Below are 13369 nucleotides of genomic sequence, written 5' to 3' on the forward strand. Positions count from 1 at the left end.
GTGACTCAGGCTGATGATCCAGCCCCGTCGGCAGCAGCGGGCGTCTCCGTCTGCTGTCGGCCTGCCTGGGAGGGTGATCTGGACTCCCTGGGCCCCCTGCTGCGTACCCTGGGCTACCGGGTAACCCCGGTTGAGCTGGCGCAGCGCCTGGTCCTGATCCGCCGCCAGTCCGGTGAACTCCTGGTCGCGGAGAAGGGTGAGCAGCTGGTCGGCTGTATCCAGGCAGCCAGGGATATCCGGCTTGCCGAGGGCCAGTGGGGTGAGATCGTCAGCCTGGTGGTCGCGGAGTCGTACCAGGGGCAGGGGGGCGGCCAGCGCTTGCTCTCCTCTGCCGAGTCCTGGTTGCGGGCCCAGGGCCTGGACTCCATCCGCATCCGGGCCAACAGCCGAAGGACAGCGGCCCACAGATTTTATCTTCGCCAGGGCTACCAGGCCCAGAAGCAGCAGCAGCTCTTCATCAAGCAGGGCTGAGTTCGGAGGGGGCCATAGCTTCCGGACCTCTGCAGGGTCGGCCTGGATGGGTTGTGAGGAGCGACTCGTGCCAGGGTCTTTTTCGTCTCCCTTCAGGCTGCGCTTATCTGGGCAGCCATCTCTGCTGCGTACTGATCGGCATTGTTACCGGCCAGCAGGTGGATGAGGTCGTCACCGACCAGCATCACCGCGCCGATCCCCCTGGAGGTCAATTCCTGCTCCTTAATCGCCTCCATATCCACCACGCTGAGCCGCAGCCGGGTTGCGGCGCACATTTCAACCTTACGTATATTGGCTGGCCCTCCCAGTGCCTCGATCCAGGAGGCCACCTTCTGCGGAGCGATGGGGTCGCGTAGCCTGGGAGTCGCGCTGTCGGCCCGGTAGGAGATCTCTGAAGGTGCCTCCTGTTCAGAGATTTCTGCCTCGTCACCGGCCTCTGCCATATACATCTTCATGTCGGTCATCAGGTTTTCAGAGCGCGGACCGAAAATGGCCTGTAAGCCGCTTCCCACCGAGACAACTCCGGCCGCGCCCAAGGCCTTGAGCCGCTCAGGGCTGGCCCTGCCAATATCCGCCACTTCAACGCGCAACCGGGTTATACAGGCATCCAGGTTCTTGATATTCGACCTGCCGCCAAAGGCGAGGACCAACTGCCGGGCCAGGGTATCGGCTGCCACCTCCCTGGCCGTACCAAGGTCAACTTCAGCTTCCTCGCGGCCCGGGGTTTTCAGGTTGAAGAGGCCAATGGCAAGGCGGAAGATAGCGTAATAGACCAGGGCAAAGAGGGGGCCCAGGATCAGCAGCAACCAGGGTTTGATGTCAATGGCATAAAAGAGCAGATAATCGATCAGGCCGTGGGAAAAGGAATAGCCCATGCGTACACCGAGGAGATAGGTCACCAGAAAGGCAAGGGAGACCAGGACAGCATGGGAGAGATAGAGGAGTGGTGCCAGAAAGAGGAAGGCAAATTCAAGGGGTTCGGTGATGCCGGTCAAAAATGAGGTCAATGCCGCCGACATCATGATACCACCGGTCTTTACCCTGTTTTCCGGTTTTGCCATGTGATAGATGGCAAGGGCGGCCGCAGGCAGGCCGAACATCTTGAAAACAAAGCCGCCCCCCAGGATCCCGGCTTGATAGTCTCCGGCAAAGAAACGGTTGAGTACGCCCCGGACGACCTCTCCGTCAGGGGTTGTGTAGCTGCCCAGTTCGAAGAAGAAGGGTACGTTCCAGATATGATGGAGGCCAAAGGGCAGGAGCAGCCGTTCCACAAAGCCGTAAATAGTCACCGCAAGGGCGGTATTGCCTGTCGAGGCAAAATGGGAGAAGGCGTCAATGGCGTGCTGGATAGGCGGCCAGATACCACTCAGGACAAGGGCAAGCCCGATGGCTGCAAAGGAGGTAACAATGGGAACAAAACGCTTTCCAGCGAAAAAACCCAGATACTGGGGCAGGCTGATCCGGTAGAATCGGTTAAAGAGTGAGGCCGCGACACCGCCGATCATGATGCCGCCGAACACGCCGGTGTCGATGGAATCCATCCCCATGACCATCCGGGTATCGAGTCCAAAAATTTTGGCGATAACGCCAAGGGTTGCCACCATGACCGCATAGCCCACGGTAGCCGAGAGCGCGGCGACCCCGTCATTCTTGGTCAGTCCCAGGGAGACCCCAACGGCAAAGAGGAGTGCCAGGTTGCCGAAGATGGCCCCGCCTGCGGCCTTCATGGTGCTGTTGACCACCTCGGGAAGTATGGCAAACTCGGCACTGCCGACACCAAGCAGAATACCTGCGGCCGGCAGAATGGCGACCGGCAGCATCAGGGCCTTGCCGATTTTCTGCAAGAAGGCAAATGAGCTGTTCCACAACTGCTTCATGATGACGCTCCAGGCTTTGAGTCTTCTACAAGTTCACGCACTTCATCCCCTGAGCAGCAGGCGAGTGCCTGCCGGGCCAGAGATTTACAGGCACTAAGCGACCACTGCCGCACCACCGCCTTGGTGGAGGGCAGTGCGGGCACTGCCACGGAAAGCTCATCAACGCCAAGGCCGAGCAAGACCGGGACAGCCTGAGGGTCGGCAGCCATGCCGCCGCAGACTCCCAACCATTTCCCCCTGCTGTGTGCACCTGAGGCGGCAAGCTGGATCAGGTGCAGCACCGCAGGATTGAGGCCATCGATCTTTGCCGCCAGTTTCGGATGGCCGCGATCCATGGCCAGGGTGTATTGGCTCAGGTCATTGGTTCCCACAGAGAAAAAATCGACTTCCTGGGCAAACTGTTCCGCCATGACCGCGGTGGCAGGGACCTCCACCATGATTCCGGTTTCCACCGGCTCTGCCCCAAGCTTCTGTCGTTCCTGTTCAAGCATTGCCCGGGCGTCCCGAAGCTCCTGGATGGTGGCAATCATCGGAAACATGATCCGTATTTTTCCGTGGGCCCCTGCACGCAGGATGGCACGGGCCTGGACCCGGAAGAGTTCCGGCCGTTCAAGGCCGATGCGAATACCCCGCTGGCCGAGAAAGGGATTCTCCTCTCTGGGCAGCGGCAGGTAGGGGAGAGGTTTGTCGCCCCCCACGTCCAGGGTGCGCACGATCAGGGGCCTGCCTTCCAGGGCCAGGAGAACATCGCGGTAGACCGCATACTGTTCCTCCTCTGTCGGTGCGGTCAGCCGCTCGAGAAAGAGAAACTCCGACCGGAGCAGGCCGACTCCCTCTCCCCCCATCTGCACGGATTCAAGGGCGTCCCCAACCCCGCCTATATTGGCGACCACCTCTATGGCTTTGCCGTCGGTGCTCACTGCAGGCTCATGGGCATGGGCCAGATCCAGTTCATGCTGCGCCTTCAGGGCGGCCTGCTCGCTGAGGGTCCTGGCGATACGTTCATCGCCGGGGTTGATGTGGAGCTGCCCCTTGCCGGCATCGAGGATCAGCGGGGTGGCGTCGGCGATCTCCAGGGCTGCAGCCTCGATGCCGGCAACTGCAGCAATGTTGAGCGATCGTGCCAGGATTGCGACATGGGAGGTGGCGCCGCCGGTGGTGGTGCAGAATCCCCTGACCCGGTCGGTGTCGATGGTTGCGGTAAAGGAAGGGGTGAGTTCTTCGGCAATCAGGATGGCATCCTCCGGGACGGTGTGCTCTTCGCTTTCCCTGCCCGTCAAGATGCGCAGCACCCGCTTGCCCACATCTTTGAGGTCATTGGCCCGGCCGGCAAGAATCTCGTTGCTCAAACCGCTGAGTTCCTCGGCTGAGGAGGTGTAGCCACGTTGCCAGGCGTATTCACTGCTCTTTCCCTTGGCCGTAAGGCTGCGCGCCATCTCGATCAGATCAGGGTCGTCAAGGATTTCCCGGTGGGCGGCAAAGATGGCCGCCTTTGCCGGGTCAGCCTGTTTGTGCAGGGCGGCCTGGAGGGCCTCCAGCTGATTTTTTGCCGTTTCAATGGCCGCATCCAGCCTGACGTTTTCCCGGTGGCTGTCTTCGGCCTCTTCGGCAAAGTCAAAGCGCTCTTCCCGGATCTGAAAAGCCTTGCCCACAGCCAGCCCGGGAGCGGCAACCACCCCCAGCAGGAGCGAGGGGTCACCGCTCTTGGGCTGAGGCGGCTGGTACCGGTCCTCGGTCGTTTCCAGGGATGCAGGCGAGTTTACCGGGGTTGTGCCCTGGTCGCCAAGTCCGCTCTCCAGCTTGGGCAGGATCTCCTCCAATGCTGCAGCCGCATCGGGTCCTACCGCGCAGATCTGCACCTTGTCCAGGTGGGCGACATTGAGCTTCATGATGGAGACCACACTCTTGGCGTTGGCTCTCTGCTCTCCCTTGAGGAGACCGATTTCAGCCTGAAATTTTTTTGCCAGGCCGGCAAGTACTGCAGCAGGTCGGGCATGGAGGCCGGTGGTGTTTGGGATGATAACCGCCTCGGAAATGAGCTGCCGACCGGATGGTTCAACTGCGGCAGCAGCCCCCTCGGCAAGGGTGAGGGTGAGGAGGTCTGTTTGCTCTTCTACGGCAAAGCCTGCCGCCCTCACCACCCCCTCCACGATTTCACCGTTTGTCAGGATAATCTGGGTAAGGAGGCTCTTGGCATTGGTGGCCACGAAATCGCTTTCAAAGGTGATAAGCACCTCTCCCTGTTCAACCCGTTGTCCCTCCCTGACCAGGGCCTTAAAGCCCTTGGACTTGAGGGTAACCGTGTCTATCCCGATGTGGATCATCACCTCCAGGCCCGAGTCGTGGGTAAGGGTAACGGCATGCAGTGCACGGTGAAGCTGGGAGATGACACCGGGAAAGGGAGCCTTGAGCTGGTCGCTGACAGGGTCGATGGAGATACCGTCTCCAACCAGTTTCTGTGAAAATACCGGGTCAGGAACCTGCTCCAGGGGGTAAATGACGCCGGACAGGGGCGCCTTGACAAGCACTTTTTGCATAAGGACCTCGTTGCGAAGGGGTTAGAAACTCACACTGCACTTGATACCTGCGACTATCGCTTCAGCAAAATCCTCTGAGCCGTTGGCTCGGATGATGTATTGGAAAGAAGGCATGAGCTGGATTATGTCTGCAGGCCGAACTTCAAGGGAGCCGAAAGATCAGGAGGCCCTTTCCCGGAGGCCTCGCAGGAGGGTGACCATGAAATCCTGGGCATTGGTGAGGATGGATTTTGCGGTGAGGGAGCCCCGGTCGGACAGTTTGTTGACCGCAAACTCGCTCATGTCCACCGAGTAGAAGTAGACCGGCCTGACCTGACCCTGGGGCGTAAGGGTGTAGGAGGGGGTCATGTTGCCGGCGGCTATGGTGTGGAGTTGGGTGGCCAGGGCAATGACCGTGGTAGCCTGGGAGGTATAGCGGCGCATGGCGTCCTGGGCCTGGTAGACATCGCCGAAGATCTCCGGCAGGGGGCCGTCATCACGGATGGAGCCGGCCAGGACATAGGGCACCCCGGAGCAGACCAGGCTGTGCATGATGCCTTCAGTGATCAGCTCCTGGTCGATGGCGGCCTGGATGGAACCGGCCCTGCGGATGGTGTTGAGGGTATCCAGATGATGATAGTGACCGTCAGCAACCGCCCGTTTGTGGTAGAGTTCCTGGCCCAGGGCGGTTTCAAAGAGGCTTCCCTCCAGGTCGTGGGTGGCCAGGGCGTTGCCGGCCAGCAGGGCGTGGACATAGCCAAGCTTGATGAGCCGGGAAAAGGCCTCCCTGGCGTCATGGTCAAAGGTCACGGCCGGACCCAGCACCCAGACAATGAAGCCCTGGTCGCGTTCGTGATCCAGCAGCTGGTAGAGCTGGTCATAGTCGATGCTGAACGAGGTCTCCCTGGTGCGGTTGGAGCGGAAGGCAAACTTGTCGTCCAACTGGTCTGGCCCGGCAAAGCCCTGGGTGTGGACATAGATTCCCTGTTCCCCGTTTTCGCTGCGGCCGACCGCCACCAGGTCGCCCTGGCGCAGGTTGCGAAACTCTTTGACCAGGAGCTCCTTTTCGGCCAGCACCACCACACAGTCCATCCGGGACCGAGCTGCCAGGACCCACTGGCCAGGGCTCAGCTGGAAGTATTCTGGAAAGACCGTGGTGGCATGGTACCCTTCCGGGGCAACCCCGTGTCGGCGTACCGGCGTGAAGGTGGCTGTCGGTGCGGTGCTGAGCCGGGGGGTGGAGAAATCGGGCGGGGTATATCCTGGGAGAGAAAAATTCACTTCACACCTCATCGGGTTGTGGGCTACCATGGAGGAAGGGAGCTTCTAGAGCAATTGTGCGTTGTTAACGCTGAAATGTCAACCACTCACTGGCCTGATAAGGTGACGGAACTGCCATGACCACGAGCAAAACCGGTATCGACCTGATTGGCTTTCCCATGGATCTGGGGGCAGATCGCCGGGGGGTCGACATGGGCCCGTCGGCACTGCGGATCGCCTGTCTTCGGGAACGGCTGGGCCAACTGGGTTACCTGGTCAGCGATCTGGGGGATATCCCCATCGAGATCCGGGAGCGACTCCTGGTGGACAACCCCAGGCTCAAGTACCTCCAGGAGATTGTCCGCCGGGCGGAAATTCTGGCCGGCATGGTGGAGGAGTCCCTGGCCGCTGATCGTCTGCCCCTCTGCATCGGCGGCGATCACTCCATCGGTTTGGGCAGTATCGCCGGAGTCGCCGCCTCCTGTCGGCAGAGGGGCTCTACCCCCGGGGTGCTCTGGATAGACGCCCATCCGGATATGAATACCGAGTCCACCACCCCCTCGGGTAATATCCACGGCATGCCTCTGGCCGCCAGCCTGGGCTATGGTCACCCCGGCCTGGTTAACCTCCATGTTCCGGGCGCGAAAGTTGCCCCGGAACATACGGCCCTGATTGCTGTACGGCGGATAGATCCTGGCGAGCGTGAGCTCATCCGCCAAACAGGGGTGATGGTCTACACCATGACCGATATTGACCGCCGCGGCCTGGCCGAGATTATCGATGAGGTGCTGGATATCCTGGCCCGTCGCGTCCAACACCTCCATGTCAGCTTCGACCTGGACAGCGTAGATCCCGAAGTTGCCGTGGGGGTCGGCACCCCTGTGCCGGGCGGTTTAAACTACCGGGAAGCCCATTTACTGATGGAAACCATAGCAGAATACGGCTGTCTGGCCTCCATGGATATCGCAGAGGTCAATCCCATTGTGGATAGTCGCAACCAGAGTGCGGTCTTTGCGGTGGAGCTCATTGCCTCTGTCCTGGGGATGCGGATTTTATAGGATCTCTGGGAAAGCGTGCTCGAAATGATATCGTTTTCAGGGGAAATTGGGTATAGTGTGTGAACCCTCCCAATTCAGGGATGGAGAAGAGATGAATGACAGGATGAAACGAGATGCAGCCAGGAAACACGGCAAGCCTCCCTGGGGCTTACCAGGGCCACTGTAAAGACATGCGAACAGACGACAACCAGCCCCTCAGCTGCCCCGGGCCCATGAACCTTGACCAGCTCTCCCTGTTCGGCCGACAGTTGGCTGGGATGCTGCTCCCAGGCGATCTCCTTCTCCTCCAGGGAGAACTCGGCGCCGGCAAGACCACCCTGGTGCAGCAGATTGCCCAGGGCCTGGAGGTCGGAGCAGACCAGTATGTCTCCAGCCCCTCGTATGCCCTGCTCCATGAATACTCCGGCCGACTGCCTGTCTATCACATGGACCTCTACCGGCTCAGCGGTGAGGAGGATGTGGAGGGCGCGGGTCTCCTGGATTACCTCAACCATCAGGGGGTGACCCTGATCGAATGGCCGGATCGGCTTGGTTCGCTGCTTCCTGACCAGTACCTTGAAATCCACCTGGCCATGGTCGACGAAGAGAGACGTCGCCTGACCCTGATCTGTCATGGAAAGAGCTGGCAGCTCAGATGCAGGGAGCTTGAGCGGCTCAAGAGCCTCCCCGGTGCCATGGAGTAGCATGCATAACTACCTTGCCCGGCAGCCTGTCTTTGATCGCCGTAAACGACTGTTCGCCTATGAGATCCTCTACCGGGGCAACCTGGATAATGTCTTTCCCGAAAACTTTGACGGTGAGGTCGCCACCAGCACGGTGCTGGCTCACGCCCTGATCAACATCGGCCTGGAGACGATCACCGCCGGTAAGAAGGCCCTGATCAACTTTACCGAAAAGCATCTCCTGGACGGCACCCCCACCCAACTGCCGCAACAGTACTGTATCGTCGAAATCCTGGAAGATGTCCCTGCCAGCGAGCCGGTGCTTGCAGCCTGCCGGGAGCTGAAGCGTCACGGCTACACCCTGGCCCTGGACGACTTTAACTTTGATCAGAGGCTGGACCCCCTGGTGGATTGTGTGGATATTATCAAGGTCGATTTTCAGGCCGCCTCCCTGGAGGAGATTCAGGGGGCCATGGATCGCTACCGCGGCCATGGTAAGCTTAAGTTTCTTGCCGAAAAGATCGAGACCTATGAAGAGTTTGAACGCTCTCTTGGTATGGGCTTCCATTTTTTCCAGGGCTTTTTTTTCAGTAAACCCGAGCTTATCAGGAGACGGAAGCTGGATATAGCCGCGGTCTCTCTCCTGACCCTGATGGCAGAGGTCAACCGCCCTGACTTCAGTTTTAAGCGGGTGGAGAAGATGATCTCCGCCGATGTGGCCCTCTCCTACAAGTTGCTCCTCTATATCAACTCCGCCTTCTACTCCCTGGTGAGTAAGGTCAAGTCCATCCGCCATGCACTCTCCTACCTGGGGGAGTCGGGCACCAGACAGTTCGTCTGCCTGGCGGTGACCTCTCAACTGGCAGTGACCAAGACCTCGGAGTTGATCAGGGCTGCCATGGTCAGGGCACAGCTCTCTAAATTACTGGCCAAAAAGAGTCATCTTGATTACGATGAGTCCGAGCTTTTCCTGCTGGGCCTCTTCTCCCTGTTAGAGGCCATGCTGGATACCCCGATCAAGGATCTGTTGGCCAAACTATCGCTGGCACCGGACCTGAATGCCGCCCTCAGCGACCGCTCCGGTCCCCTGGCGCCATTTTTATGTACCATATTGGCCTATGAAACAGGTAACCTGGACGAGTGTCTGCAGCATCTCGAAGAGATAGGGGTCAGCAGTGAAGACATGGTCACCCTCTACTTTGAGGCCCTGAAGTGGGCCGATCTTTTCAGTGAAGAAATGCCAGACACCTAGTGGCTGTAACCCTCTTTTCCCAACACTCCCTGTAGACATTTTATGAAGATGCAACAACTCCCTCTGCAACCGTGCAAGAAGCAATACACCTATGACCAGGATAAGGCCTGCAGTCCTGAAGAGACGGTTCAGCGTTTCCAGGCGCGTCTCAAGGCGACCAACCTGGATATTTTAAAGGAAGTCAAACGAATCGATAACGGGCGGCTGGATATTCCGGTCTACTTCTCGGTGTGCGGTGCCGATGCTGTCCGGACCATCGGCAATAAAAAACAGATGGGCAAGGGCTCTACCCCGGAACAGTCCAGGGCCAGTGCCTGCATGGAGTTGGGGGAACGATTCAGTTTTTTCAGCTTTAAAGATAATCCTGATAATTTCCTGGTCGGCGACTACCAGCAGATGGAGGCTGCCGGTCATCCGCTCCTGCCCCTGGAGGTTCTGCTCCAGTCGGTCCACGATACCTCCACCTCTGAGGCCACCCTGGCCGAGTTGCTGACCGGTCTGCCCCTACTCTGGACCTGGGCCACCAGGCTCTCCGATATGGAGCTCATCCTGATCCCGTTCAGCTGGTTTTACGCCATTAACGAGTTCAACGGGCCGTCGGCCGGCAATACCTATGAGGAGGCGGTGATTCAGGGGATCAGCGAGGTGATCGAACGCCATGTCTGTGCCCTTATCTCCCGGGACCAGCTGGTTACACCGATCATCGATCAGGACTCCATCACCGACCCGGTGGCCCGGGGCCTGCTCGAAAAATTCAAGGCCCATGATATCGAACTCGTTCTCAACGATTTTTCCCTGGATACCGGCATCCCCACGGTGGGAGCCCTGGCCTGGGACCCTGCCACCTTTCCCGAGAAGAGCGAGATCGTCTATACCGCCGGAACCACCCCGGATGCCACCAAGGCGGTGATCAGGGCCCTGACCGAGGTGGCCCAGCTGGCCGGTGATTTTAACTCCGGTTCCAACTATGTGGCCAGCGGTCTGCCCAAGCCGCTGCAGCTTTCAGAGGTGGAACATGTGGTCCGGAGCAGCCGCCGTATCCGTCTGGAAGAGATGGTCGATGTGGATGATTCGGATATCTATCAGGAGGTGCAAAACTGCGTGGCTGCGGTCCGCCGGATGGGGACCGACGTCTATGTGGTGGACACCATGCATCCGGAACTGCAGATTCCGGCCATCTACACCATCATCCCGGGCGCCCATTTCCGCGAGCGTGCCATGGGCGGCGACGGGGCCATGTTTGCCGCCAAGCTGGCTTCCCAGCTCTTGGAGGGAGCCGCCCTGTCCGCCAAACTCGACGCCATGCAGCAACTCCTGCCCAGCGCCTACTACCTGATGTTTTACTGCGGCAGAGATGCCTATGAGAGCGGCAAGCTGGAGATCGCCCTCAACTACTTTGAGCAGGCCCTGGCTGCGGACCCCAATGAGGAAGACCTCCCCTACCTCTACTCCTACAAGGGAAGCTGCCTCAAGGACCTGGAACAGTATGAAGCGGCTGCTGCCGCCATTGGCCAGGGTCTGGAACTGGATGAGGAACGGCCTGATATGCATAACATCGTCGGCGTCTGCTGTTATAAGTTGGAGCAGTATCCCCAGGCGATTCATCATTTTACCCGGGCCGTGGAGTTGAACCCGGTATCTGCCATCGACTACGCCAACCTGGCTCTCAACCTGGAGATGGTGGGGCAGGGGCAGGAGGCCATCGAGCAGTATCAGATCGCCCTTGGTCTGGATCCTGCCATCGCCTTTGCCCTGGAGCGGCTGGAGGGGCTCCTCCTTGGGCAAGGGGCTGGTCAGAGTTGATGCGTCCCTTACCCCAAGATCCGGAAAAGATCCTGATCCGTTCCACCAACTGGATCGGCGATGCGGTGATGACTACCCCGGCGGTGCGGACCATCCGCGAGCATTTTCCCGACAGTGAAATCTCCCTGCTGGTCCTGCCCTGGGTCAGTGATGTCTTTCGCCATAGCCCCAGGGTGGATCGCCTGATCAGCTATGATCGCCAGGGCCGCCACCAGGGTGTTGGCGGTACGGTGCGCTTGGGCAGGGAACTGGGCAGGGAGAGGTTTGACTGTGCCATCCTGCTCCAGAATGCCTTTGAAGCAGCCTTCCTGGCCAGGGTGGCCCGAATTCCGGTCAGGGCCGGCTACACCACCGATGGTCGCAGTCTGCTCCTCTCCCACCGGGTGCGGAAAAGGCCCGATATTCACACCAGACACCAGGTCTTTTATTACCAGGAGATGGTGGCCGGCCTGGGGATGAGCCCGGGGGCCAATGCCCTGGAACTCTTTATTCCCGCGGAAATCAGCCGCCAGGCCCGGGAAAAACTGGAGCAGCTGAGTGGTGGTGTTTTTGCCGACAGGCCCCTGGTGGGGCTTAATCCCGGTGCGGCCTATGGCCCTGCCAAGCGCTGGCCCGCAGAAAAGTATGCGGCCCTGGCAGCCAGGATCGTCACAGAGTTGGACGGTCAGGTGGTGGTCTTTGGGACCGCTGCCGATAACGAGGCGGCCAGGCAGATACAGCAGGCGGTGGACCATCCTGAACGGGTGATCGATGTGACCGCCAAGACCGATCTGATCGAGGCCATGGCGATGATAGAGCTCTGTCAGGCCTTTGTCACCAACGATTCGGGCCTGATGCACGTGGCTGCGGCGCTGAAGGTGCCTTTGGTGGCCATCTTCGGTTCCACCGACCACATCGCCACCGGACCCTTTTCCCAGCGAAGCTCTGTGATCCGCAGGCCCCTGGCCTGCAGCCCCTGCAAACAACCTGTCTGCCCGGAGCAGCACCTCCAGTGTCTGCGCCTGATCGGGGTGGACGAGGTCTTTGCCGCCACAGCCACCTTCCTGCCCTAACCTCCGCCCCATGAGCAGACGACCATGACCTCAAGACCTCTCAAGCCCGCCGTATTCCTTGATCGCGACGGCACCATCAATGAACAGATGGGCTATATCAACCATATCTCCCGCTTTCAGCTGCTCCCGGGGGTGGCTGCGGCCATTGCCGAGCTGAATCAGCTCCAGATCCCGGTGGTGGTGGTAACCAACCAGTCGGGCCTTGCCAGGGGCTATTTCCCGGCAAGCCTGCTCGAGGAGGTACACCGGAAGATGGAGCAACAGCTGGCCGAGGCCTGCGCCCATGTGGACGGGATCTACATCTGCCCCCATCACCCGGAGGCCAAGGAAGCCCGTTACCGCCTTGCCTGTAACTGCCGTAAACCCAAAACCGGCCTGCTGGAACAGGCTGCAGCAGAGCTGCAGTTGGATCTGAAACGTTCCTTTGTGGTGGGGGATCGCTGGTCGGATCTCCGCTGCGGAGCAGCCGTGGGCGCAAGCCCGGTGCTGGTGCTCACCGGCTATGGTCGGGGTGATGCCCAATATATCGGGCCGCAGCAGGCGGTACAGCCAGAGCATACGGCTACGGATCTGCAGCAGGCCGTTTCCTGGATCAGCAATCAGTTAGCCCTGAGGGGAGCTGAAGAGTAGACTGGTTGGCAAACTGCCGGCTGTGCCCCTATCCCAGAGATGGCTTCTCGTCTCACCCCGGATCGGTCAGGGGAGGCTGGGGCCGGGGAGCCCGTCAGCTAGCCTAGAGGACACTCTGGTTGAAACGCCCCAGGCCGTCGATAAAGCGGGCGCCCACCCGGTCGATGGCAATATTCTGAATCCGGATCTTGCGCTGGCTCATGATCCCTGTGCTGGAACGGTACTTGATGTTCAACTCCTGGTTGAGCTTGAACATCCGGGCATTGCCCCTGGTGCGAAAACCGATGCCACCTGGTGAGATATCGTTGAGCTGGACCGATATCTGACGCTGCTGGCCCATGATAACCTGAGCCCTGCCGCGGATGGATTCCCTCGGTGCACCGCGATAGTTGAGGGTATATACCCCTGATTTACCGCACTTGCAGCGCACCGTCTTCCTCCGCGAAGAGGAAGAGACCGACACATAGCGGATGGCCTTACATCGGGCACAGACCACCCGAATCCTGCCGCCCTTGACGTCGTAACTTCTTGATCTGCCAAACATCTGTCCCCCTTGGATTCTGGAGCCCCATTCTGGGACTCTGACCGCCATTGCCAGCGCTCTTATTAGCTGGCAGGGATCAGGGCAGCCCCCCCTGGTTCGACCTAGAGAAGCTCCCCTGATAAATTGTGGTGGAAATAGATAAAAGTATAGTATTTAATAGAACAACTGTCCACGGAATCCAAGGGGTATCGGGAAATCACCTTGAGCCATCATCCTGTAGTCCCCTGCGCCTGCCGTCGCCCTG

The 13369-nt window shown here is 59.6% G+C and carries 11 protein-coding genes; 7 read left to right on the forward strand and 4 right to left on the reverse strand.

All coding sequences use genetic code 11. From position 1 onward, the window contains the following. Positions 1-471, forward strand: a complete 471-nt coding sequence (locus tag G494_RS0109680) for a GNAT family N-acetyltransferase (protein WP_051305572.1) — start codon at positions 1-3, stop codon at positions 469-471. Positions 472-563: 92 nt separating this feature from the next. On the opposite strand, the gene ptsG is transcribed toward G494_RS0109680, so the two are convergent. The 3 genes from ptsG to G494_RS0109695 form a co-directional block, all read right to left on the reverse strand. Next, on the reverse strand, positions 564-2348 hold the full coding sequence (ptsG, locus tag G494_RS0109685) for a PTS glucose transporter subunit IIBC (RefSeq protein WP_035246090.1): 1785 nt from the start codon (positions 2346-2348) through the stop codon (positions 564-566). Next, entirely contained in the window at positions 2345-4885 is a 2541-nt protein-coding gene (ptsP, locus tag G494_RS0109690) for a phosphoenolpyruvate--protein phosphotransferase (protein ID WP_028584381.1), read from the reverse strand. The genes ptsG and ptsP overlap by 4 nt, the downstream gene beginning before the upstream one ends. 159 nt (positions 4886-5044) lie before the next feature. Beyond that, entirely contained in the window at positions 5045-6145 is a 1101-nt protein-coding gene (locus G494_RS0109695; protein ID WP_028584382.1) for a putative NPN-dependent ornithine cyclodeaminase, read from the reverse strand. 116 nt (positions 6146-6261) lie between these two features. On the opposite strand from G494_RS0109695, the gene rocF reads away from it, so the two are divergent. From rocF to gmhB, 6 genes are all read left to right on the forward strand, one after another. Beyond that, positions 6262-7182, forward strand: a complete 921-nt coding sequence (gene rocF, locus G494_RS0109700) for an arginase (RefSeq protein ID WP_028584383.1) — start codon at positions 6262-6264, stop codon at positions 7180-7182. 113 nt (positions 7183-7295) lie between these two features. Beyond that, entirely contained in the window at positions 7296-7865 is a 570-nt protein-coding gene (gene tsaE / locus G494_RS0109705; protein WP_208597658.1) for a tRNA (adenosine(37)-N6)-threonylcarbamoyltransferase complex ATPase subunit type 1 TsaE, read from the forward strand. 1 nt (position 7866) lies between these two features. Further along, positions 7867-9096, forward strand: a complete 1230-nt coding sequence (locus tag G494_RS0109710; RefSeq protein ID WP_028584385.1) for an EAL and HDOD domain-containing protein — start codon at positions 7867-7869, stop codon at positions 9094-9096. 42 nt (positions 9097-9138) lie between these two features. Continuing rightward, positions 9139-10899 (forward strand): YcaO-like family protein, encoded by a 1761-nt coding sequence (locus tag G494_RS0109715; RefSeq protein ID WP_028584386.1) that lies wholly within the window; start codon positions 9139-9141, stop codon positions 10897-10899. Then, positions 10899-11951 carry a lipopolysaccharide heptosyltransferase II gene (gene waaF, locus G494_RS0109720; protein ID WP_028584387.1) on the forward strand — a complete coding sequence of 351 codons (1053 nt, stop codon included), beginning with the start codon at positions 10899-10901 and terminating at the stop codon, positions 11949-11951. Before G494_RS0109715 ends, waaF begins: the two co-directional genes overlap by 1 nt. 24 nt (positions 11952-11975) lie before the next feature. Continuing rightward, entirely contained in the window at positions 11976-12581 is a 606-nt protein-coding gene (gmhB, locus tag G494_RS0109725; RefSeq protein ID WP_028584388.1) for a D-glycero-beta-D-manno-heptose 1,7-bisphosphate 7-phosphatase, read from the forward strand. Between the two features lie 103 nt (positions 12582-12684). On the opposite strand, the gene G494_RS0109730 is transcribed toward gmhB, so the two are convergent. After that, a complete protein-coding gene (locus tag G494_RS0109730; RefSeq protein WP_028584389.1) occupies positions 12685-13125 on the reverse strand; it encodes a PilZ domain-containing protein in 441 nt (146 codons plus the stop codon). Positions 13126-13369: the final 244 nt, after the last annotated feature.

This window comes from Desulfogranum mediterraneum DSM 13871, assembly GCF_000429965.1.
In the GTDB taxonomy this organism is placed as follows: domain Bacteria; phylum Desulfobacterota; class Desulfobulbia; order Desulfobulbales; family Desulfobulbaceae; genus Desulfogranum; species Desulfogranum mediterraneum.